The organism is Streptosporangium sandarakinum (assembly GCF_050942225.1).
GTDB lineage: Bacteria > Actinomycetota > Actinomycetes > Streptosporangiales > Streptosporangiaceae > Streptosporangium > Streptosporangium nondiastaticum.
In genome coordinates, this window is sequence record NZ_CP192034.1 from 1,921,015 (window position 1) to 1,944,179 (window position 23,165).

The window sequence follows — 23,165 nt, forward strand, 5'->3', positions numbered from 1 at the left end:
CAAGGGCTGAAAAATGACTTCTGTTGCACTCGGTATGCCGTCCGTGAGGACCCGGCCGATCGCCGAGCGTCGCAAATCCCGCCAGATCATGGTCGGTTCCGTGCCGGTCGGCGGGGACGCGCCGGTCTCGGTGCAGTCGATGACCACCACGGTCACCGCCGACATCAACGCCACGCTGCAGCAGATCGCCGAGCTGACCGCCGCGGGCTGCCAGATCGTCCGCGTCGCCGTGCCGTCCCAGGACGACGCCGAAGCGCTGCCGATCATCGCGAAGAAGTCGCAGATCCCGGTGATCGCCGACATCCACTTCCAGCCGAAGTACGTCTTCGCCGCGATCGAGGCGGGCTGCGCGGCGGTCCGGGTCAACCCCGGGAACATCAAGAAGTTCGACGACAAGGTCGGTGAGATCGCCCGCGCCGCGTCCGACCACGGCGTGCCGATCCGGATCGGCGTCAACGCCGGCTCGCTCGACCGCCGCCTGCTGGAGAAGTACGGCAAGGCCACCCCCGAGGCGCTGGTGGAGTCGGCGCTGTGGGAGTGCTCGCTGTTCGAGGAGCACGGCTTCCGCGACATCAAGATCTCGGTCAAGCACAACGACCCGGTCGTGATGGTCCAGGCGTACCGCCTGCTCGCCGCCCGCTGCGACTACCCCCTGCACCTCGGCGTCACCGAGGCGGGCCCGGCGTTCCAGGGCACGATCAAGTCCGCCGTCGCGTTCGGCGCGCTGCTGGCCGAGGGCATCGGCGACACCATCCGGGTGTCGCTGTCGGCCCCGCCGGTCGAGGAGATCAAGGTGGGCGCCGCGATCCTGGAGTCGCTGGGCCTGCGCGAGCGCGGCCTGGAGATCGTCTCCTGCCCGTCCTGCGGCCGCGCCCAGGTCGACGTCTACACCCTGGCCGAGCAGGTGCAGGCCGGGCTCGCCGGGCTGAAGGTCCCGCTGCGCGTCGCGGTGATGGGCTGCGTCGTCAACGGCCCCGGCGAGGCCCGCGAGGCCGACCTCGGCGTCGCCTCCGGCAACGGCAAGGGCCAGATCTTCGTCAAGGGCGAGGTCATCAAGACCGTCCCCGAGTCGCAGATCGTCGAGACCCTCATCGAGGAGGCCCTGCGCCTGGCCGAGGAGATGGGCGTGGAGGTCGACCTCGACGACGAGGACGGCCCCGGCGCCCAGGTCGTCGTCGGCTAGCGGCCGCCCCCGTCTCCCGCGGAGGTAATCGGCCGGGCGCCCGCCGGTAAAGAACCGGCCGTGTCGCCGGTGGTCCCGTCGCATCCCGGGAGACCATCACCTCTGCCGTAGAAGTAGGGGGACGATGTGAAAAGGGTCATCAGGGTCGTCGCGGGCGTCGCGCTGCTGGCCGCCGGGATCGGAGCGCCCCAGGGGGCGGTGGCGCAGCGGCGGGACGAGCCGGTCTGGAAACCCTGCGGCGGGCAGCGCGGCACCGGGATCTTCGGGCCCCCGGCCGTCCCCGGCCGGGCGGCGAACGAGGAGGAGTGCGCCTGGGTGCGGGTGCCGCTCGACTACGGCGACCCGTCCCGGACGATCAGCCTGGCCCTGACCCGGATCCGCGGGACGGCCGCGCCGGGCCGCGACCACCTGGGCGTGCTGCTGGTCAACCCGGGTGGGCCCGGCGCCTCGGGCCGCGATCTGGCCCGGCGGGTCGCCGCCCAGCTCCCTCCCGGTCTGTCCGGCCGGTTCGACGTGGTGGGCTTCGACCCGCGGGGCGTCGGCAGGAGCCGGCCCGCGCTGCGCTGCATGAGCCCCGAGAAGCTCTACGACGCCCCCCGCCCCGACTACGTGCCGCGCGACCGCCGGGAGGAGGGCGTGCTGGTCGGCCGCGCCCGCCGGTACGCCGAGGCGTGCGGGAGCCGATGGAACTGGCTGCTGCCGTACATGACCACCGAGAACTCCGCCCGGGACATGGACGCGATCCGGGAGGCGCTCGGCGAGCGGCGGATCAGCTATCTCGGCTACTCCTACGGCACCTATCTCGGCGCGGTCTACGCCACGCTCTTCCCCGACCGGGTCGGGCGGATGGTCCTGGACAGCGTGGTGGACCCCAAGGGGATCTGGTACGAGTCCAACCTCGCGCAGAACGTCACCTTCGACCGGCGGCACCAGGACTTCCTGCGGTGGACGGCCCGCCACAACGACGTCTACCGGCTCGGCCCGACCCAGAAGGCCGTCTCCTTCGCCTGGTACGCCATGCGCGACCGGCTGCGCGACCACCCGGCGGGGGGCAGGCTCGGCCCGAGCGAGCTCGACGACCTCTACACCGTCGCCGGCTACTCCGACCTGGTCTGGCCCCAGTTCGCCAGGGCGTTCTCCGCCTACGTCCGCAAGGGGGACGCCGGGCCGCTGCTCGCCGCCCACCGCCGCAACGTGGAGACCGACGCCGCGGCCGAGAACAGCTACGCGGTCTACCTCGCGGTGCAGTGCCGCGACGCCCCCTGGCCGCGGGACTGGGGCGCCTGGCGGCGGGACATGACGCGGATGCACAGCCGGGCGCCCTTCCTCACCTGGTCGAACGCCTGGTACAACGCTCCCTGCGCGTTCTGGCCCCAGCGGGGCGGTACACCGGTCAGGCTGCGGGACGACCCGAGGCTGCCGCCGATCATGCTCATCCAGGCCGAGCGGGACGCCGCCACGCCGTACGACGGGGCGCTGCGGCTGCGCCGGCTGTTCACCGCCTCCCGGCTGGTGAGCGCGACGAGCGGTAACCACGGCGTCGCCTTCGACGGGAACGCGTGCGTGGACCGCCGCCTGTTCACCTACCTCAGGGACGGCACCCTGCCCGCGCCCGCCCCGGCGGCGACGTCCGCGCGGCCGGCCGCGTCCGGTGACGCCCGCCGTGCCGGGACGGCCGGGGTCGGGACGGGGGCCGCGTACGGTGCGGCACGTCGTCCCGGAATCGCCGCCGACGTCCGCTGCGCCGGAAACCCCGAGCCCGTGCCCGTCGAGGATCGCCCGGTGGCCCGGCCGATCGCCATGGGGGGATGACGGCCTCTGAGTTGGTTCCTGCCAAAATCGAGGGGGTCGCGTAGGCTGAGGCCGTGATGCTCCGCACGATGGCGTCGCGCGTGCTCGACGACAACGACCGTGACGAGGTTCTGGCGTTGCTCGACGCCGACCCTGTGGCCAACGTCTTCGTGGCCTCCCGGGTCCGTGCCGTCGGGCTCAGCCCGGCCCGGCTCGGCGGGCAGATGTGGGGCTTCGGACCGCGCGGCGGCCTGACCGCCCTCTGCTACGCCGGCGCCAACCTGGTGCCGGTCAACGCCGGCCACGATGCCGTGCACGCCTTCGCCGACCGCGCCCGCAGGCAGGGCCGCCGATGCTCGTCGATCGTCGGCCCGGTCGAGGCCGTCGGGCCGCTGTGGGAGCGGCTGGAGCCCCACTGGGGTCCGGCGCGGGCCGTCCGCTGGGCGCAGCCGGTGATGGCGGCCACCCGGCCGTCGCCGGTGCCGATCGACCCGCTGGTCAGGCGGGTCCGGCCGGACGAGTTCGACATCCTTCTGCCGGCCTGCGTGGCGATGTTCACCGAGGAGGTGGGCGTCTCCCCGGAGCTCGGGGACGGCGGGGCGCTGTACCGCTCCCGGGTCGCCGAGTTGATCCGCATCGGCCGGTCCTACGCGCGGATCGAGGACGGCCGGGTCGTCTTCAAGGCCGAGATCGGCGCGGTGACGCCGCTGGCCTGCCAGGTGCAGGGCGTGTGGGTCCACCCCGGCCTGCGGGGCAGGGGGCACGCGGTGGCCGGGATGGCCGCCGTGGTCAAGCACGCGCTCGACTGCTTCGCGCCCGTGGTCTCGCTGTACGTCAACGACTACAACGCCCCCGCCAGGGCCGTCTACCGCAGGGCCGGGTTCGAGGAGGTCGGCACCTTCATGTCGGTGCTGTTCTGACCGGTCCGGCCGCCTGGCCGCCTCAGGTGTGGAGGCCGGGCCGTGGGGGCGTCAGCCCGGCGGGCCTGCCGGGCCGTGACGAGCCGGGGAGGCCCGCCGTACCGGGTCAGACGCCGCGTACCAGGCAGGTCAGCAGGCGCTCCAGCTCCGCGTCGGGGTCGGCGGTGAGGCCGGCGTGGACCGGGCCGGTCTGCACGATCGTGCTGCGCGGGGCGGTGAGCCAGCGGAACCTGCCGCCCAGCGGCTCGGCGGCCAGCGGGCCCGCGTCGGCGGTGCAGGACCGCTGGTAGACGCCCAGGGCCTGCCGTACCCCCTCGACGTCCGCCCGGGGGTCCAGGGCGCGCAGCCGCGCCTCGTCCAGCTCCACCCGCGCGCACAGGTAGCCGCGCGGCTGGCAGTAGAGCAGCACCCCGGCGTTGATCAGCTCGCCGCGCTCGACGCGGGGGATCACCCGGATCACGGCGTACTCGTAGACGTCCTTCACCGGTTGTCCTTCCAGAACGCGCCCACCGAGCCGGTCTTCTCCTCCCGCCGCGGAGCCTGTCCCGGCTCGGCGGGCGGCTCGGGCACCCACGTCCGCGGCTCCTGGACGCGGGCCAGCAGGTGGTCGACGTACGCCTGCCGTACGGCCTGCGCGCCGTCGAAGCCCGGCTCGTCCTCCAGCCACTCGTCGGGCACCTCGTCCACCACCGCGTCGAGGAGGTCCCGGGTGATCAGCGGGGCGATCTCGGCGTCGGCCCGCGCCGTCTCGGTGGCGAAGGGGGCCAGCACGTGGTCGTCGGCGCGGAAGCCGCGCCGGGGGTCGGCGGTGGGCCAGTTGTGGTGGAACCACAGGGCCGCGCCGTGGTCGATCAGCCAGACGTCCCCGTGCCACAACAGCAGGTTGGGGTTGCGCCAGCTCCGGTCGACGTTGTGGATCAGCGCGTCGAACCAGATCAGCCGGGAGGCGAACTCCGGGTCGGGCGGCCAGGTGAGGGGCTCGAAGCCCAGCGCCCCGGGCAGGAAGTCGACCGCGAGGTTGGCGCCCTCGCTGGCCTTGAGCAGGTCCTGGATCTCCTCGTCGGGTTCGCGGGCGCCGAGCTGGGGATCGATTTCGATCATCTTCAGCTCGGGGGTGCGGAAGCCGAGCCGCCTGGCCAGCTCGGCGCCGATCACCTCGGCCACGAGCACCCGGCGGCCCTGCCCGGCACCGCGGAACTTCACGACATAGGTGCCGAGGTCGTCGGCCTCGACCACCCCGGGCAGCGACCCGCCCTCCCGCAGGGGCGTCACGTAACGGGTCGCCGTGATCTGTTCCAGCACCTCGCCAGGCTACCGGGTCGCCCGGGGACGGGCGGCGGGCGCCGGTTCCGGGCGGGGCCGGTCTCGGACGGGTTCGGTCGTGGGCGGGTCCGGTCATGGGCGGGGCCGGTTTCGGGCGGAAAGGTACTGACCTGAGCATCACATGAGTGTCACGGTCCGGTCGCCGGTGGCCTGGTCACCGTTGACTGCCGGGGACACCTCTTCTTGAGTGGAGGGAGGGGGCGACGGCGGGGGAGGGAGGCTCACGTGCCGACTACGGAGCCGCTCACGTCAGCGGACCCCGGGAGACTCGGGGAGTACGAGATCATCGGCCGCCTGGGGGAGGGCGGCCAGGGAACGGTCTACCTCGCCGCGCACCCCGCGGGCGGGGACGAGCGCTACGCCGTCAAGCTGCTGTACCGGTCGCTCGGGGAGGACCGGCACGCCTTCCTGCGCGAGGCCGAGCTGGCCAAGCAGGTCGCCCGGTTCTGCATCGCCCAGGTCGTCGACGCCGGGCTGGCGGGCGACCGCCCCTACATCGTCAGTGAGTTCGTCGACGGCCCCTCGCTCCAACGGGAGGTCGAGCTCGGCGGCCCCCGTTCGGGTGGCGCCCTGGAACGCCTGGCGATCGGCACGGCCACCGCGCTGGCCGCCATCCACCGGGCCGGGATCGTGCACCGCGACTTCAAGCCGCAGAACGTGCTGCTCGGGCCGGACGGCCCCAGGGTGATCGACTTCGGCCTGGCCAGGGCGCTGGACACCGGCGCCGCCCCGGTGGCCGGCGGCGCGGGCACCCCCGCCTACATGGCGCCCGAGCAGGTGGAGGGGGCCGAGGTGGGCCCGGCGGCCGACGTCTTCGCCTGGGGCGCCACCATGTGCTTCGCGGCCAACGCCTGGCCCCCGTTCGGCCATGACTCGGTCGCGGCGGTGCTGCACCGTGTCCTCACCGCGCCCCCGGAGCTGGGCCGCCTGGACGGCTGGCTCGGCAGGCTGGTCGCGGGCTGCCTGGCCAAGGACTTCCGCGACCGCCCCACGAGCCGGGAGCTGCTGCTCGCGCTCCTCGGCGAGGACGGCGGAGTGCCGGCGCCGGGCGTCACGCCGCCCGCGGGCCGCGCGGCGGGCCGTACCGGGCCGTCGCCGGACCGGGCACCGGGTCCTCCGCCGGGTTTCCCGTCGCTCGCCGGGCAGGCGGGGGATCCTTCGCCGTTCGCGGAGCAGGCAGGGGACCCTTCGCCGTTCGCGGGGCGGGCGGCGGGTCCGTCGTTCACCGGGCGTGCGGCGGGCCACGACGGTCCGCCGGGACCCGGCGCCTTCCCCGCCAGGGCGACCGAGCCGCCCGCCCATTCCGGGAGGGCGGTCACCAGGGCCTCCGTCGCCATGTCCGGGGCGCTGCTGGTCAGCGCGGCGGTGCTGGCGGGGACGCTGATCCCCGCGGTGGGCGGGGGCGGGAACCAGGCCCTGGGCGGCGGGCTGATCGGACCGTCCGCCGAGGCCGGCGTACGGGATCGGCTCACCGCGCATCCCAGCCGGACGGCCCGCCCGGCCGAGAACCCGTCCGGCGTCACCGCGCCGCTCATCCCGCCCACGAATTCCCGGGCGGGGAAGACCTCCGTCCCGCCGGCGGAGAGCGCCTCCACCCCGCCGCCGGCCGCTCCGGGAGTGACCGTTCCGGTGCTCGCCGGGCTCGACCACGCCGAGGCGTCGCGGCTCGTCAGGAAGGCCGGGCTGGTCCTGGGCACGCTCACCCGGACCGACTCCGACCGGCGGATCGGGCAGGTCGTGGGGAGCCGGCCGGAGGCACGGGTCACCGTCGCCCGGGGGAGCAGGGTCGATCTGGAGATCTCGGCGGGGGTGGCCGTCCCGCGGCTGGCCGGCCTGGACACGGAGGCCGCCGGGGCGGCCCTCACCCGGGCGGGCCTGGTCCGGGGGGAGGTCACCACGCGCTGCTCGGCGCGGCCGCGGGGAGAGGTGCTCGCCAGCACCCCCGCCGCGGGCTCGCGGGCCTCCTCCGGAGACCGGGTCGCGCTCATCGTGTCCCGGCGCGGCACACCGGTGCCCTCGCTGGCGGGGCGGACGGCGGAGGCCGCGCGTGACGCGCTGAGCGGGGTGGGCCTCGCCGTACGGCTGCTGCCCCGGCTCGTCGACGACCCGGGGCGGGACGGGAAGGTACTGGAGCAGGACCCGGCGCCGGGCGGGTGCGCCGCGCCGGGCACCACGGTCGTGATCACCGTCGGTGTCGCCGGGCAGTCCGGGCCGGGGCCCGGGAGCCCTCCGACGGGCCGGACCCCTCCGCTCCGCCGGACCCGCCCGCCACGGAGCAGCCCGACCCGTCGGAGGGCCCGGCGGGCGAGGGCTGAGGAGGGCGGGGGCTGAGCAGGGCGGGGCGGTCCCGAGCGGGCCGGAGCGGGGGGCGAGGCGTCGCGACGGCGTGACCTGCGGGATTCGTGAGATTCGCGGGGCCGGTGGGACGTGGGCGGCGTCCTGGGGCGGTCCGGTGGGGATTGATGCGCGCGGGGTTCGGTGGACGAGTGTGTTCATCGTCTCATTCGCTGTCAAGATCGCTTATTTCGTGATATTTCGCAATACGCTCTCCTGGGGATTTCGCGTGCCGTACGAGGGCCGCGCCGGTTTCGAGGGTTCTCAAGGGGACGGTCACCGATGTCGGGCTTGCTGGGGCGGCTGGGAAGTTGGTGCGCGCGGCACGGCAAGGCCGTGCTGGCGCTGTGGGTCGCCGTGGCGGTGCTGCTCACCGCGGGCTCGCTGTTGTTCCCCGGCCCGGTGAACAACAACGTCGCCATCCCCGGCACCGACGCCCAGCGGGCGCACGACCTGATGCGCGAGGGTTTCGGCCCCGGCTACGACACGGGCGGCACGGTCCAGATGGTGCTCTACTCGCCGGACGGGCCCCTCACCGCCCAGAGCCGCAAGAACGCGGTCCAGCGGGCGATGGACGAGATCCGTGCGCTGCCGAACGTGACCGAGGTGCAGACCCCCTACCGGATCGGCGGTCTGGCCTCCAGCCTCCAGATCGGCCTCATCACCGTCAAGCTCCAGGGCCACGACACCGACAAGGTGGCCGAGATCAGCCGCCAGGTCTCGGACGCGGCGGCCCCCGTACGGGCGGCGGGGATCGAGGCGGTGCCCGCCGTCGCCTCCACCCCGGCCGACAAGGAGATCAAGACGGGGACCAGCGAGATCATCGGCGTGCTCTGCGCGCTGCTGGTGCTGCTCTTCGCGTTCGGCACGGTGGTGGCCGCGATGATCCCGATCTTCACGGCGCTGGTCAGCATCGCGACCGGCCTGGGCCTGATCAGCCTGCTCGGGCACCTCGTGGACGTGCCGAAGCAGGCCTCCATCATGGCGACGATGATCGGGCTCGGCGTCGGCATCGACTACGCGCTCTTCCTGCTGAGCCGGCACCGCGGGCTGCTGGCCTCCGGGGTGCCGGTCCACGAGGCGGTGCGCCGGGTCGTGGCGAGCTCCGGCGGCGCGGTGGTCTTCGCGGGCGGCACGGTGATCATCGCGCTCAGCGCGCTCATGCTCGCCGGGTTCCCGATGCTGCAGACGCTCGGCTGGATCACCGGCATCTCGGTCGTCTGCGCGGTGGTCACCGCGGTCACCCTGGTGCCCGCGCTCCTCGGCCTGCTCGGGCACCGGGTGAACGCGCTGCGCCTGCCGTTCGCGGGCGGCCGGAAGGGCGGTCACGGCGCCTCCGGCTGGTCGGCGCTCGGCACCTGGGTCGCCCGTCGCCCCTGGCGGGGCCTCGCGCTCAGCGTCGCGATCCTCGGCGCGCTGACCGCCCCCGCCCTCGGGCTGAAGCTCGGCACGCTCGACGACGGCTACGCCGATAAGGGCACCGACGCCCGCCGCGCCTACGAGCTGCTGGAGGCCGGGTTCGGGCCGGGGTTCAACGGGCCGCTGATCGTGGTGGCCTCACTCGACACGAAGGTCCCGGACCCGGAGTCCGAGCCGGCCGTGCTCAAGGAGCTCAAGAGGAAGGTGACCGCGGTCGACGGCGTGGCGCACGTCGCCGACCCCGTACTGAACGACGCCGGCACCGCCGTGCTGGTCCAGGCGATCCCCGACTACGGCCCCGGCGACCCGCGGGCGCTGGACGTGGTCGAGGGTGTGCGCGCGATCCGCCTCGACGGGGCCGAGCTGCACGTGGGCGGCCAGGTGGCGGGCATGGCCGACGCGAACGCGCGGATGGCCGAGCGCACCCCGATCGTCATGGCCGTCGTGGTGGCGCTGAGCGCGGTGCTGCTGCTCCTGGCGTTCCGGTCGCCCGTGGTGGCGATCAAGGCCGCGGTGATGAACCTGGTCTCGCTCGGCGCGGCGTTCGGCGCGCTGTCGCTGGTCTTCTCCTTCGGCCTGGGCAGCGCCCTGGTCGGCATGGACCCGCCGGTCGGTGTGGACGACTCCTTCCTGACCGCGGTCTTCTTCACGGTGCCGATCGACAGCTACATCCCGCTGATGCTGTTCGCGGTGCTGTTCGGCCTGTCGATGGACTACGAGGTCTTCCTGCTCACCGCCGTACGGCAGGCGTACCTGCGGCACGGCGACAACCGGCGGGCGGTGGCCGAGGGGCTGGGCTCGACCGGCCGGGTCATCACCTCCGCGGCCCTGATCATGGTGGCCGTCTTCGTGGCCTTCATCGCCTACCCCGACCCCATGGTCAAGATCTTCGGTGTCGGTCTCGCCGTCGCCGTCGCGGTGGACGCCACCGTCATCCGCGGCCTCCTGGTGCCGTCGACCATGGCCCTGCTCGGCAGGCTCAACTGGTGGTGCCCGCGGTGGCTGGACCGGATCCTGCCGAACCTCTCCGTGGAGGGGCACGACGAGGAGGAGGAGACCCCGGCGGAGGAGCCGCGCGGCCGGCTCGTCGGCGCCGGCCTGGGCTGACCGCGGCGGCCGCCGTCCGGTCGGCGCCGCATCCGCTGTCGGGCGAGGCCGGGACCCCGCACATCGTGGTCGTCTTCGCGCCGGTGAACGGCGCGTTCATGGGGCAGGGCTGACCAGTCCCGTTCGGTGAGCGATGACGACCAGCTGCGCACGGTCGCGCGCACCCAGTTTCGCCATCGCGTGGCTGACATGGGTGCGCACGGTAGCCGGGCTGAGAAACAACTCGTTACCGATCTCGTGGTTGCTCAGCCCCTGTCCTACCAGGGCCATCACTTCACGCTCGCGCTCGGTCAGCACCGCGAGCCGCTCCTCCGCGGCCCGTGCGACCTGGCGTCGCGCAGCGAACTGGCCGATGAGGCGCCGGGTGATCCGCGGCGCGAGCAGCGCGTCTCCGACGGCGACCACCCGGACGGCGTGCAGGAGCTCCGACGGCCCGGCATCCTTGAGCAGGAAACCGCTGGCACCGGCCTGCAATGCGTCGAAGACGTGGTCGTCGGGGTCGTAGGTGGTGAGGATGAGGACGCGGACCTGTTCCAGTCCGCGCGTCTCGGCGATCTGGGCGGTGGCCTGAATCCCGTCCAGCTTGGGCATGCGGATGTCCATGAGGACCACGTCGGGACGGGTGGCGCGGGTCCGCTCGAAGGCTTCGTGGCCGTTGGTGGCTTCTCCCACCACCGTGATGTCGTCCTCGAGATCGAGCAGGACTTTGAACCCGGAACGCACAAGAGCCTCATCGTCGGCGACCAGCACCCTGATCGGAGCGTTTGCCGATGAGGACCCTGCCGCGGCGTTCACAGGCGCGACCCGGTCGGCGCGAGGGGCAGTCGTGCCTTGACCTCGAACCCGCCGCCTGGAAGCGGACTGGCGTAGAGTTCGCCGCCCAGCAGTTGACAGCGCTCGCGCATGCCGAGGATCCCGCGGCCAAGCTTGGCCGGTAGGTGTGGGTCGGCGGGGACATCGCCTGGGGCGGCACGGCGGCCCTCATCGGTCACGCGGATCTCCAAGGCTTCGATCCCGGGGCTCAGCGCCACCCGCACCCGGGTCGGGCCGACATGGCGGATCACGTTGGTGATCGATTCCTGCAGGATTCGGTAGGCGACACTCCCCACCGCGTTCGGCAGCGGTGCCGCGGGTGAGGTCTCTTCGAGCTCGATGTCGAGCCCGGCCTCGCGTGCCTTGGCGGTCAGTTCCTCGATCTGCCCCAGCCCGGGGTACGGCAGGCGCTCATTGTCGTCGTCACGGAGTACGCCGAGGATGGCTCGCATCTCCCGCAGTGCCCGGGAGCTGGTCTGCTCGATCGCTCGCAGCGCCTCGCGCGCCACTTCCGGCTTCTTGTCGAGTACGTGCGCGGTGACACCGGACTGGACGTTGATGATCGCTATGGCGTGCGCGACGGTGTCGTGGACCTCGCGCGCGATCCGGAGCCGTTCGGCGTCGACCCGAGCCCGCGTCTCCTCCTCGCGGGTCCGTTCAGCCAGCTCAGCCCGCTCCTGAGCATCGGCCGCGATGACCCGCCGGGACCGGACGGACTCGCCGAGAGCCACGCTCATGACCGACGCGCCGATACGGAAGAACACCCAGCCGATGGCGGCGCGTGGCTCGATGTCGGCGGCGGCGACCAGCCAGCCGACGGCGAGCACCGTGCTCCCCACGCCGGCCGTCACCAGCGACCGGCGCCCGTCACCGTGAGCGGCGAGGGTGTACAGGGCGACGAAGAGCCCGAGCCAGCCTGGCCCGTCAGGGAAGTCGAGGGCGTAATACGCCAGGCTGGCGAGCACGGCGGTGACGAACACCGGCACCGGCCACCGGCGGCGGACGGTAACCGCCACGCCACTCACGACCAGCAGGACATATCCCAGGTATCCGAGGTCGGTGAGGGGCCGCGAGGCCCCCTCGGCGGCAATCTTCGCCAGGGTGCCCTGAACCTGCATCACGGTGACAAAGAGCGCGAGCAGCACATCCTGCGCCGGCACAGGCAGGCGCAACGACGTGGCGCGGTGTTCCATGCCGCGATCCTACGGTTCGTGCGCGCGAGAACACTCCGCCCAGACGCGCGTACCGCCTACCACGGCGGGTGTATGTGAGCAGGAGTCGTCTACGCGGAACTGCCTAGACGCCGCCGTCCGCGGTCGGAGGCGGCGACGCCTCAACGACGCGATGATCGACCCCGTGAAGTGGGTGGCCCGCTGTGCTTCGGCTCGCCCGGGGATGGTGCCGACCACTTGAACAGGTGCGTTTCGCCAGCTGGAGATGAGGACTCGTATGCAAAGACAGCTACGTCGATCGGTCACGTCAATCGCCACCCTGGTGCTCGGCGCGGTGCTGACCGCAGGGGTGTCGCCGTCCGCCTCGGCGGCGGCCAAGGCCGGTCCCGAGGCAGCGGGCACGGCTAGGCCGGCGGCGGCCACGGCGGCACCCGCTTTCCCCGCGTTCGTGCGTCTGCCGGCCGATCAGGCGGCGCATCCGGACGCACGCCAGGAATGGTGGTACCTGGTCGGACACGTCAACGCCCGTGGCCACCGGTTCGGCTATCAGGTCACGATCGGCGGCGCCGGTAGACCGCAGGTCATGATCGCGATTTCTGACAAGACGACTGGCGCGTTCTACACGGAGAGCAAGAGTTACTCGCCCGACCAGACCGATTTTTCCACCACCGAGCTGGACATACGCACGCCAACGGCGACGCTGTCCGGGCCTATGGAGGCGATGCGCCTGCGCGCCACGCTGCCGGTCGGCGAAATCGATCTGACGCTCAGGGCACAGGGGCCCGTGCTGTACAACAACGGGACCGGGCTGATCCCCTTCCTCGGCGGCACGAGCTACTACTACTCCCTGCCCAGTCTGGCGACGCAGGGAACGCTCAAGGTGGACGACCGCACCTATCCGGTGACCGGGGAGTCGTGGATGGACCGCCAGTGGGGCACCTGGGACTGGAACACCATGCAGAAGTGGACCTGGATGGCTGTGCAGTTGTCCAACGGGGACCGGGTCAACCTCTGGGATCTGTTCGCTGAGGGCAATGAGTTCCCCTATGCGACCGTGCTGCGCCGGGACGGAACTCACGAGGTCGTCGCGGTGAACCGGCTCGCTGACACCACCTCCGGCTTCTGGACCAGCCCCACCAGCAAGCAGCGGTACGGCACGCGGTGGATCGTGAACATCCCCGCGCTGGATACCAGCCTCACCGTCACCGCCAAGCCGGGAGCCGAACTCCAGAGCGCCTTCGGCGGTCTCTACGAGAGCGCGGCCACGGTCACCGGACGATACCGGGGCAAGCCGATCAACGGGCAGGCGTTCGTCGAGCAGAACGGCAATTGGCGATAGCGCTTCAACGGCTGCCCGACCCCCAAAGACGGCTGGGCGCCTCCGGCGTCGCGGTCACCCTGGTCGTCCACGAGCACAAGCGGCTGGCCGCGGTCTGAACCTGGCCGCGCCGGCCGAGCAGCTCAAGGCGGCCGACGCCGCGGCGCCGTGTCCTCACCGGTTCGCACCTGCTCTTGTTCCGCAAGAGGAGGATGTCGCTCCTGGCCAGGTCCCCGTGGCTTCGGCCGAAAATCGAACGGATATGCCTCTGACCTGTATTGAGCGGCGGGGCTCAGGTCTGGCCCACCAGCCTGAGGCCTCAACATAAGTGCAGGTCAGAGGCATATCCGTTGGATCCTTCGCCATTGCTGCCGGACGCCCATGGGGCGCGCGACACCACGACTCCGGGCGGACGCCTGTTCTCCCACGTGTTCGCCGCGCTCGCGGAGTTCATCCGCGAGCTCATCGTCAGGGCGCCAGCGAGGGCCTGGGCACCGCCCGATGCCTCCCCTGCCGGGCAAGTCTCCATCAAGGCCTGCTTGATCTGGCATGCGGCCTCATCTGCCTACGCCGTCTCCGGACCTCATTCTGAAGCCGTCAATAAACGGTTCAGTGCCGGAAAAACGAGTCGTGGATGACGTTCGGCGGCGAGTCGTCGTGCGACATCTCGGCTTTAGCGGATATATCATTTCCACTGGTCAGGACGCCCATCATCCCCCCGAAAAGACCGGAAAACCCCTTTTCCGGTCTTCAGGAAATGCGTCTTCTTTGGGGATTCCATGCGACGTCTCTTGTGTATGACCGTCACCGGCCTGTCCCTGCTCGGCGGTGTCGCCACCGCCGCCCAGGCGGCCACCGGACCCGGCGACCCCGGATACGACCCCGGGTACGGCCCGAGCTCCGCGCAGGCCCAGACGGACCCCGCCTGGCAGGGGCCGGCGGACCCGGACGGCCTCCAGCCGCCGCCACCCGGGCCCATGCCGCACGGGGCCGGCCGACCCGTACCGCCTCCGCCCGTACCGCGCCCGCCCGTGGGGCCGCCCAGGCCGCCCTACCCCGGCGTCAGGCAGCTCACGCTGTCGGTCGCCAGGGCCTACGGGCCGTTCAGCCAGCCGCGGACCGTCTCGCTGAGCTGCGGGCCGGCGCGCGGCACGCATCCCAACCCGGTCGCGGCGTGCGCGCAGTTGTACCCGGCGCAGGGCAACCCGGCCTACGTCGGTTCCGTGTCGCCGGTCTTCTGCCCGCGCCTGCACCAGCCGGTCAGGGCGAGCGCGTACGGCTTCTGGAACGGCCGGCCCGTCCGGTTCCAGCAGACCTACCCCAACTTCTGCGAGCTGCGCAGGGCGACCGGCGGGGTCTTCGTGTTCTGACCGCCCTCGCCCCCTGAGTCCTCCGGCCGGGGAGGTCCGGTCCCCGGCCGGAGCCCCCGGCGGGGCTGCCAGCCGGTTCCAAGTCCTCCCCAAGTCGTGCCCGGAATGCTCCCGTTCCGGAAAGCGAGTTTGGGGAGAGCAAGCGAATGCAGGCACGAACAACCGTCGCGGCCGGGCTGGCGGGGCTGGTCCTGACCGGCGTCCTGGCGTCGCCGGGAGCCGCCCTGGCGGCCCCGAAGGATCCGGAGATTCCCGTGGGAACGCGGCTGGCGGCCCGGACGCATCCGGCCGTGCAGCTCACCTCGGTGTCCTACGCCGCCGACGTCGCGGTGCCGACTCCGGTGGCGAAGCCGCAGGCGATCAGGAGTCTGACCATGCAGGGGGTCGAGGCCGTCCGGTCCGGCAAGATCTCCTCCGACGACAACAGCATCTACCGGTGGGTCGTCCAGCAGATGGCCAGGAACCCGGGCCGCTACTTCTCACCGGGGAAGCCGGAGCGGGTCGTGAAGGCCACCGCGGGCGGGCTGTGCACGGGCTGGTGGGTCACGCCGGACGGCTACATGGTGACGGCCGCCCACTGCGTCGGCCAGGAGGACGCCGAGCTGGCGCGGACCTTCGCGTCCCAGGCACTCGATAAGATCAACAAGAAGGACGCCGCCGACCTGGTGGCCGGTCTCGGTGAGTTCGCCTCCGACGACGAGATCGTCCGGACCGCCGCCAAGATCTTCCAGGTCTGGAACGCCGACAACATCAAGATCCGTAACGTCGAGAGCTCGCTGTCCCTGCTGCAGAGCCTGCCGGGTGGCGGCGTGGACAAGACCGCCAAGGCGATCCCCATCGAGCTGGTCGCCAAGGGGACGGTCTACCCGGGCAAGGACGTCGCGATCCTCAAGGCCAACGGCATGAGCAATCTGCCGACCGTGCCGCTGGGCGCCGACTCCGACGTGCGGGTCGGCGACACGCTCTACATCAGCGGGTTCCCCGGCACGGTGACGCAGACCTCGATCTTCAACATCGAGTCCAAGCTCGAACCCGCGTTCACCGAGGGTCCCTACAACGCCGCGAGGCAGACCCCCGAGGGCGTGCCGTACATCCAGACGCAGGCGCCCTCCTACCCGGGGAACTCGGGCGGCCCGGTGTTCAGCAGGGACGGCAAGGTCATCGGCATCCTGGTCGGCGGGCTGATCCAGCAGGACGGAGGCTCCACCGAGGGGGAGAGCTTCGTGCTGCCGGTCGGCGTCGTCAAGGAGAAGCTGAACGAGAAGAACATCAGGCCCGCCGAGTCGGTGACGACGAAGAGCTACAACGAGGCGCTGGAGCTGTTCTTCGCCGACCACTACTCCGAGGCGCTGCCGAAGTTCCGGGAGGTCCAGGCGCTGCACCCGAACCACCCCTACGTCGCCCGCTACATCTCCGACTCCCAGCAGGCCATCACCGCGGGCCGGGACAAGAGCTCCAGCCCGATCCTGCCGTGGCTGCTGTGGGGCGGCGGCGGCCTGGCGCTCGTGGTCGCGCTCGGCGCGCTGGCCGCCGTGCTCAGGCGCGGGCGGCGGCCGAAGGCCCCGGCGCCGCCCTTCCCGCAGATCCCGTACGGCGCGCACCAGGCCCCCCCGCCCGCGGGGCACGGACCCGTGCCCTATGACGACCGGTCCGGGCGGTACGACCCGTACGGCGCCGACCCGTACGGCGGACATGACCCGTACAACGCCGATTCGTACGGCGGGCACGACCCGTACAACGCCGATCCGTACGGCGGGCCGCGGCAGCCCGCCCACTCGCGGCGCTCGCCGCACCCCCTCCCGATGGGGCCGGAGGGCGGCCCGGCCGTCGCCCCGCAGCCGCCGTACGGTCAGGCCCCGTCGCGGTCCGGCCCCGGCGCCGACACCCGGATCGCCGGGCTGGAGGCGGAGCTGGAACGACTGCGCCGCGACATCGGCCGGCACCCGGACGACGGACGCTGAGGCGCCGCTCCCGGAGGCCCGGCGGGACTCCGGACGTTCTCATGGACATCCGGAGACCCGTGAGCGCGCCCGCTCCCGGGACCCTCGGAGAGCCGGGAGCGGGAGCGGTCAAACGTGCTCCGGGACCTTCGCCCGGCGGCGTCCCCGGTAGCCGCCGGGCATCAGGGCGTCACCGCCGGCCATGACGTCCCCCTGGACGAGAACGTCCGCGGAGCGGGCCGGGACGTCCCCGGGCCGGGTGCGGGCGGCCGGGACGGCGGGCCCGAGCCGGACGGTCGTGCTGACCACGGACTCGGAACGCCGGTGCCGCCGGCCCCGCAGCGGGGCGTCCGGCACGAAGGTGGACGTCTCCAAGGGGTGCTCGCGGCGGTGCCGCCGGCCCCGCGGCGGGGTGTCCGGCGTGAAGGCGGGGGACTCGGCGGGATGCTCGCGCAGCCGGCGCCTGCCCTGGTAGGGCACCCTGGGGCCGTCGTGGCGGCGGACCGGGGAGGTCTCCCGGCCCGGAGCCCGCTCCGGCCTTCCGGTGTCTCCGGCCCCCGGGGCGTCCCCGGCCGCGCCGGACCGGCTCTCCGGAACGGGGGAGAACCAGCTCTCGGAGACGGCCGCGGACCGGCTCTCCGGCATGGGGGAGAACCAGCTCTCGGGGACGTCGGGGGAACGGCCCCCGGAGGCACCGGAGAGCCAGCTCTCCGCGGTCTCGCTCACGCGGGCGAGGAGGGCGGCAAGGTCGGTCTCCTCGGCGCGCGTGAGACTGGCCGCGGCCGGGAAGGACTCGCCCTCCGCGCCGTGGGAGCCGGTACGGGCGAGGGCGGCCGGCAGGATCTCGTCGGCCCGGTGGACGTGCAGGGGCGGGGCCGTGACGACGCGCTCGGCCGGCGGGACCGCCGCGGTGGTCGTCGAGACGGCCGGCGACGCGGTCGTGATCTCGGGGAGGGACGCGGCCGTGACCTCGGGGAGGACCGTCCCGGCTGTCCGCGGCTCGACGGCCGGGGCGGGGGAGACGGTCGGGGCGGGGAAGACGGTCGGGGCCGAGGCGGGCGCGTTCTTGGTCATCCGGCGGCGGCCCGGGGCGCGGCGGCGGCCGGGGGCCCGGCGGGCGGGCGCCTTCCGCGACGGGGCCGCGGGGGTCGCGCCGGCGAGGGCGAGCCGGGTCCGCGACTGCTTGATCCTGGCGTGGGCGATCATCGCCATCGCGGTGAGCAGGACCGGCGCGAGGACGGTCGGACTGCCGAGCTGGGGGGCGGGCAGCGACAGGTCGCGGCCGGAGGCGACCGGGTCCGCGGCGAGCGCATTGGTGTCCGCGGTGGCCGGCTTGGCGTGCTTTCCGGCCGACGACCCGGACGGCGCGGCGGCCTTTCCGGCCGTCGTACCGGTGATCCCCGCCGTCGCGCCCGTCGTGCCGGTGGTGCCGGTGGCGTCCGCCGTACCGGTGCCGTTGACGGTCGTGGTCGTGGCGGTTTCGGGCCGGGTGGGGGACGGGGAGGGGGCGGCGTGCTTGCCGGGGCCCTTGGCGTGCTTGGGAGCGGCCTTGGCGGTGGTCTTGGCGGTGCTCTTGGGACCGGTCTTCTCGACCGGCACGGGGTCGGGCAGGGCGAACAACGCCAGCACGCCGGGGTCGGGCGAGACCTCCACCGAGTTCTCGGCCCGGACGTCGGAGGAGGTGATGACGGTCTTCTTCTCGGCCGCCTCCTTCTCCAGCCGGGCCTTGATCTTCTCGGGGTAGCCGTAGCCGACGACCTTGTCGGTGTCGCGCACCTTGCGCTTGGCGACCCCGCCGTCGACGTTGCCCTCGATCGTGTGGATCTTCCGGCCCTCGACCTTGGTGACGATCCCCACGTGGTCGATGCGGTCGATCTTGTTCGAGCCGCCCCAGTCGAAGAAGACGATGGCGCCGGGCTTCGGGGTGGTGCCCCAGGCGTCCTGTTCCTTGAACCACCGCGCGTGGTAGACGGTGTAGGCGAACTGCCCCACCCAGCTCTCGTAGCCGAGCTTGTGCGCCGCCCACGACAGGTACATGTCGCACCAGGGGGCGGAGGTGTAGTCGTCCTTCGACTCCACGGTGCCGTCGTACCAGCCGCCGAACTTCGTGTATCCGTCCGACTTCTCGGAGTAACCGAGCTGGCTTTCCAGCAGCTCGATGAACTTCTGCATCTCAGGGGTCATAGAGGGTTTCGCGAGAACCCCGACGGCCGTGCGTGTGTGGTCGCGCCGCCCTCGCGACCTGGACGTCGGGGATGGGGTCGAACGATGGTGCGTTCACGCGGGCCGGTCGGAGAGGGACCGGGGCGCGTGTGGCGGCACCATTGGCCAGTGTCTTCCGTGACGGGAGAGGTTACATACTTCAAGATTAGGTTACGTCACGGTAAAGCGTGCACAGATCTTCAAACTGGGTAAGGCGGGTCAGATGGGTGCGTAGAGGACAAGGACGTTCCCCGAGGGGTCGCGGAGCACCGCCCTCGTCTCGTGCGGCCCCGCCTCCGGATCGCGCACCACCGTCGCGCCCGCGTCCGCCAGTTCCCGTACGGCCCGCGCGACGTCGTCCACCCGGTAGGACGGCGCGGTGACCTCCCCGGCCACCCGCTCCTCCGCCGCCACCAGCGCGACCGTGGCGCCGCCCCCGTCCAGGGCCGCGAACCGGTCGCCGTCGCGGAAGCGCACCGCCAGGCCGAGCGTCCCTGAGTAGAAGGCGATCGCCTCTCCCATGTCGGCCACGGGGATCAGGACGTTGCCAAGCTTGGTCAAAGGAGCCTCCGCGGGGGTCGGTTGTCGATCGACAAGCTAGCGATGCCGGTTTCCAGCTACAAGACGCGGTTACAGGTGATTTTTCGTGAAACCTGGGTACTCGCCGCGCTTCACCAGGGTTCCGGCGGGTCCGGATCCCCGGAGGAACCCGAAAGGCCGGAGACGCCGGAAGGTCCGGAGGCCGCGTCCCGTCCGCAGGGGGGCAGGTCCAGCCGTACGTCCCGGGAGCGCATCTCACCGCCGGGGACGACGGTGGCCGTCACCAGCCGGTGGACGTACTCCCCGCACGGGGGGAGGGCGGCGAACTCCCCGGAGATCCGGCGGGTGTACTCCGTCAGGCCGGACAGCGTCAGGGTGCGGACGCCGCCGGTCAGCCCGCCCTCGCCGCCGACGACCTTCTGGGCGAACCCCAGCCGCACGGTCACCGCCGAGGTGTCCGCGGCCCGCACCCGGAAGCCGATCTCGGCGCCGTCGAACGAGGTGATCTCCACCTCCGCGGCCGGGGCGCCGGGAGAGGGGGTGGGCGAGGGCCCGGCCGGGGACGGCGTGCCCGGGGAGGCCGTCGGTCCCGTCGGGCTCGGCGGGCCGGGGGCGGTGGCCGTCGGGGTGGCGCTCGGCCGGCCCTCCGGCGCGGTGGGTTCCGGATGGCCCTGGCCGCTGTCCGCCGGGGTGGGCTCCGGACGGCTCGGCCGCGCGGTGGGGCCGGGACGCCCGGGACCGCCGGTGGGCGCCGGAGAGACGGGCCGGTCCGTGCGCCCGCCCGGCCCGGTGGGCGCGGGCGGCGCGCTCCGGCCGGGGGCCGCGCTCCTCGGCGGCCCGGGGGAGGGGCTGGGGGCGACGGAGCCCCGGGACCGTTCATGGGCGGCCGGCCGGGTCGTCCTCCGGTCGCCGGAGGCCGCCGTGCCGCCGCCCGCGGGGTGTCCCGGCGCGGGGGTGAAGCAGGCGAGCCTGTCGGGGACCCGGCCCGCGACCACCAGCCCGGTGGTGACCGCGACGCCGATCACCCCCGCCGCCGCCACGATCCGCGGGCCGAGCCTGGGACGGCGCGTCTCGCCCGTCCGTCCGGCCGCGTTCGGCGGCCTCGGGACACCCCTCTTCGGCGCGGTCCTGGCCAGTGGGAACGCCAGCGCCAGCTCGATGGCGAGCTCGGCCAGGCGCTGCCGCCCACGCCGTTCCCAGCCGGGCCCGCAGGCGGCGGACGCGACCGTCTCCAGGTCCGCGGCGAACTCCCGGGCCGTGGCCGGCCGGTCCGCCGGGTCCTCGGCCAGGCCGCGCGACACCAGCCCCGCGAGCTCCGCGGGCACCGTTGGCTCCGCGGGCTCCGTGAGCGCCGCGGGCACTGTGAGCGCCGCGGGTGCCGTGCCGTACGGCGGGCGTCCGGTGAGGCACTCGAAGAACACGCACGCGGCCGCGTACAGGTCACCCGCCGGGCCGGCCGGGCGCCCGTCCCCCGCTCGGGCGCCGCGTGGGGCGGCCCGCCCGGCGGCCCCGGCTCGGCGGTGCGGGCGGCGACGCCGAGGTCCGCCAGCTTGCCGGTGCCGTCCGCCTGGACGAGCACGTTCTCCGGCCGGTGGCCGCGGTGCGCGACCCCGGCGGCGTGCGCGGCCGCGAGGCCCGCCAGCGAGTCCCGCAGCACCACCAGCGCGGCCTCGGGGCCGAGGGCGCCGTGCCGGGCCAGGATCCTCCGGAGCGAGACGCCGTCCACCAGCTCCATCACGATCGCGGCCTGGATCACGTCCTCGTAGTACTCGTGGAGCGAGACCACGTTGGGGTCGCGCAGCTCCGCCAGGACGCGGGCGTCCCGCCGGAACCCGGCCAGGAACCCGGGGGAGTCCCGCAGGGAGGCGCCGAGATACTTGATGGCCACGTAGGCGCCGGTGGCCTCGTAGGTGGCCAGCACCACGCGACCGCCGCCCCCGCTGCCGAGCTCTCGCACCTCGCGGTATCCCGGAACCATCCAGTCCCCCTCCGAGCGCCGTCGATTGTTCGACGGTCTCACCCCCCGGGGTGGTTGTCACGGTTCGCGAACTTCGCACCGGGCAGTAAGGCGAGTACGGGGGATGTGTCGATGACGGGGGCCCGGTTCCATGCGGAAACTCGATGCTCCGCTGGTGGCGGTCGCCGTGGCGCTGCTGCTCGCGATGGTGGCGTGGGGAGTGCTCTCCCCGGGCTCGCTGGACACGGCGGGCACGGGCGCGCTCGGCTGGGTGCTGGACGCCTTCGGCTGGCTGTTCGTGGTCGCCGCCGACCTCTTCCTGGTCCTGGCGGTCGTGCTGGCGGCGAGCAGGTACGGCACGATCCGCCTCGGCAGGGACGACGAGACCCCCGAGTTCTCCAACCTCGCGTGGGTCGCGATGATGTTCAGCGCCGGCATGGGCATCGGCCTCATGTTCTACGGCGTCGCCGAGCCGATCACGCACCTGCTCAGGCCGCCTCCGGGGCTGGGCGTCACGGCGGGCTCGGCGGGGGCCGCGCGGGTCGCGATGGAGTACTCGCTGTTCCACTGGACCCTGCACCCCTGGGCCATCTACGCGGTCACCGGCCTGGCCCTGGCGTACTCGACGTTCCGGATGGGCCGCGGCAACCGGTTCAGCGACGCCTTCACCCCGCTGTTCGGCGGCAGGCCCCGCCCGCACGCGGGACGGGTGCTGGACCTGCTGGCCGTCCTCGCCACGGTCTTCGGCACCGCCACCAGCCTGGGACTGGGAGCCCTGCAGGTGGAGTACGGCCTCAACGAGCTGTTCGGGTTCAGCGGCCGGCGGCTGGAGGTGATCGTCATCATCGTGCTGACCGCCGCGTTCGTCGTCTCGGCCGCGACCGGGGTGCACCGGGGCGTGCAGTGGCTGAGCACCGCCAACATCTACCTGGCCGCCGTCCTGGCCGTGCTCATCTTCGTCTTCGGCCCGACCGTCGCCACCCTCGACCTGCTCCCCGCGTCGGTCGGCGGCTACCTGCAGGACCTCCTCCCGATGTCCTCGCGGACGGGGGCGTTCATCGACAAGAAGTGGCTCGGGACCTGGACCATCTTCTACTGGGCGTGGTGGATGTCGTGGGCGCCGTTCGTCGGGGCCTTCATCGCCCGGATCTCCCGGGGGCGGACCGTCCGCGAGTTCGTCATCGGGGTCCTGCTCGTCCCGTCCGGCGTCAGCGTGGTCTGGTTCGTCATCAGCGGCGGCGCCGCCGTGTGGCTCCAGCGCGCCGGTACGGCGGACTTCTCCGCGACCCTCACCGAGGGGCCGGAGTCGGCGATGTTCACGCTGCTCCACCACCTGCCCCTGACCCTGCTCACCACCGCGATCACCGTGATCCTCGTCGCGCTCTACTTCGTCAGCGGCGCGGACGCGGCCGCGCTCGTCCTCGGCTCGCTCTCCAGCCGGGGGTCGCTCCACCCGCCCCGGCCGCTGGTCGTGATGTGGGGCGTGCTGACCGGCGCGGTCGCCCTGGTGCTCCTGCTGGCCGGCGGCCTGGAGGGGCTGCAACGCGCCACGATCCTGGTCGCGCTGCCGTTCCTGATCGTCATGCTCCTGCTCTGCCTGGCCCTGGTGAAGGAACTGCGCCGGGACCCGGGGGTCGCCGTCCCCCGGGGGCGGCACTACGGCCTGCCGACCGCCATCCGCCGGGCCTGGGGCGAGGACGACGGCTCCTGACGCGCGCCGCTCCGGGCGGCGCCCGCCAGAGCGGGCCGGACCCGGCGCCGGGTTCCGGCGGCCGT

The 23,165-nt window shown here is 73.0% G+C and carries 16 protein-coding genes and 1 pseudogene; 9 read left to right on the plus strand and 8 right to left on the minus strand.

Translation table 11 applies throughout. From position 1 onward, the window contains the following. Positions 1–13 precede the first annotated feature (13 nt). The 3 genes from ispG to ACQP10_RS09090 all read left to right on the plus strand — a co-directional run bounded on the left by ispG (position 14) and on the right by ACQP10_RS09090 (position 3,894). A complete protein-coding gene (gene ispG, locus ACQP10_RS09080; RefSeq protein WP_179819018.1) occupies positions 14–1,183 on the plus strand; it encodes a flavodoxin-dependent (E)-4-hydroxy-3-methylbut-2-enyl-diphosphate synthase in 1,170 nt (389 codons plus the stop codon). A gap of 126 nt (positions 1,184–1,309) precedes the next feature. Next, on the plus strand, positions 1,310–2,995 hold the full coding sequence (locus ACQP10_RS09085) for an alpha/beta hydrolase (RefSeq protein ID WP_433541212.1): 1,686 nt from the start codon (positions 1,310–1,312) through the stop codon (positions 2,993–2,995). Between the two features lie 56 nt (positions 2,996–3,051). Beyond that, positions 3,052–3,894, plus strand: a complete 843-nt coding sequence (locus ACQP10_RS09090; protein WP_179822919.1) for a GNAT family N-acetyltransferase — start codon at positions 3,052–3,054, stop codon at positions 3,892–3,894. Positions 3,895–4,000: 106 nt separating this feature from the next. Here ACQP10_RS09090 and ACQP10_RS09095 read toward each other — a convergent pair whose 3' ends face one another. Together ACQP10_RS09095 and ACQP10_RS09100 are read right to left on the minus strand one after the other, a co-directional pair. Next, positions 4,001–4,378, minus strand: a complete 378-nt coding sequence (locus tag ACQP10_RS09095) for a DUF3037 domain-containing protein (protein ID WP_229810903.1) — start codon at positions 4,376–4,378, stop codon at positions 4,001–4,003. Then, positions 4,375–5,196, minus strand: coding sequence for a HipA family kinase (locus tag ACQP10_RS09100; protein ID WP_390002434.1), 822 nt, complete (start codon positions 5,194–5,196; stop codon positions 4,375–4,377). Before ACQP10_RS09100 ends, ACQP10_RS09095 begins: the two co-directional genes overlap by 4 nt. 246 nt (positions 5,197–5,442) lie before the next feature. Between ACQP10_RS09100 and ACQP10_RS09105 the strand changes: the two genes are divergently transcribed. Next, positions 5,443–7,548: a protein kinase domain-containing protein gene (locus ACQP10_RS09105; protein ID WP_433541213.1), complete on the plus strand. Its 2,106-nt coding sequence runs from the start codon at positions 5,443–5,445 to the stop codon at positions 7,546–7,548. A gap of 285 nt (positions 7,549–7,833) precedes the next feature. Then, positions 7,834–10,077, plus strand: a complete 2,244-nt coding sequence (locus ACQP10_RS09110; protein ID WP_399499777.1) for an MMPL family transporter — start codon at positions 7,834–7,836, stop codon at positions 10,075–10,077. A 96-nt stretch (positions 10,078–10,173) separates the two neighbouring features. Here ACQP10_RS09110 and ACQP10_RS09115 read toward each other — a convergent pair whose 3' ends face one another. Together ACQP10_RS09115 and ACQP10_RS09120 are read right to left on the minus strand one after the other, a co-directional pair. Beyond that, positions 10,174–10,833, minus strand: a complete 660-nt coding sequence (locus ACQP10_RS09115; RefSeq protein WP_433541887.1) for a response regulator — start codon at positions 10,831–10,833, stop codon at positions 10,174–10,176. 35 nt (positions 10,834–10,868) lie between these two features. Next, complete coding sequence (locus ACQP10_RS09120; RefSeq protein ID WP_433541214.1) at positions 10,869–12,083, minus strand: sensor histidine kinase; 1,215 nt, start codon at positions 12,081–12,083, stop codon at positions 10,869–10,871. Positions 12,084–12,339: 256 nt separating this feature from the next. Here ACQP10_RS09120 and ACQP10_RS09125 point away from each other — a divergent pair, with 256 nt between their 5' ends. The 3 genes from ACQP10_RS09125 (at position 12,340) to ACQP10_RS09135 (ending at position 16,711) form a co-directional block, all read left to right on the plus strand. Next, complete coding sequence (locus tag ACQP10_RS09125) at positions 12,340–13,401, plus strand: lipocalin-like domain-containing protein (RefSeq protein WP_346020792.1); 1,062 nt, start codon at positions 12,340–12,342, stop codon at positions 13,399–13,401. Positions 13,402–14,159: 758 nt separating this feature from the next. Continuing rightward, positions 14,160–14,750, plus strand: a complete 591-nt coding sequence (locus tag ACQP10_RS09130) for an SSI family serine proteinase inhibitor (RefSeq protein ID WP_433541215.1) — start codon at positions 14,160–14,162, stop codon at positions 14,748–14,750. Positions 14,751–14,896: 146 nt separating this feature from the next. Continuing rightward, positions 14,897–16,711: a trypsin-like peptidase domain-containing protein gene (locus ACQP10_RS09135; protein ID WP_386150439.1), complete on the plus strand. Its 1,815-nt coding sequence runs from the start codon at positions 14,897–14,899 to the stop codon at positions 16,709–16,711. A gap of 108 nt (positions 16,712–16,819) precedes the next feature. On the opposite strand, the gene ACQP10_RS09140 is transcribed toward ACQP10_RS09135, so the two are convergent. From ACQP10_RS09140 to ACQP10_RS09155, 4 genes and pseudogenes are all read right to left on the minus strand, one after another. Continuing rightward, on the minus strand, positions 16,820–18,862 hold the full coding sequence (locus tag ACQP10_RS09140; RefSeq protein WP_433541216.1) for a CHAP domain-containing protein: 2,043 nt from the start codon (positions 18,860–18,862) through the stop codon (positions 16,820–16,822). A 249-nt stretch (positions 18,863–19,111) separates the two neighbouring features. Next, complete coding sequence (locus ACQP10_RS09145) at positions 19,112–19,453, minus strand: VOC family protein (RefSeq protein WP_179819007.1); 342 nt, start codon at positions 19,451–19,453, stop codon at positions 19,112–19,114. Positions 19,454–19,563: 110 nt separating this feature from the next. Further along, complete coding sequence (locus ACQP10_RS09150) at positions 19,564–20,757, minus strand: hypothetical protein (protein ID WP_433541974.1); 1,194 nt, start codon at positions 20,755–20,757, stop codon at positions 19,564–19,566. Between the two features lie 194 nt (positions 20,758–20,951). Continuing rightward, a pseudogene (locus ACQP10_RS09155) lies at positions 20,952–21,410 on the minus strand (protein kinase domain-containing protein); the annotation flags it as partial. A gap of 130 nt (positions 21,411–21,540) precedes the next feature. On the opposite strand from ACQP10_RS09155, the gene ACQP10_RS09160 reads away from it, so the two are divergent. Further along, positions 21,541–23,100 carry a BCCT family transporter gene (locus tag ACQP10_RS09160; protein ID WP_346020786.1) on the plus strand — a complete coding sequence of 520 codons (1,560 nt, stop codon included), beginning with the start codon at positions 21,541–21,543 and terminating at the stop codon, positions 23,098–23,100. Positions 23,101–23,165: the final 65 nt, after the last annotated feature.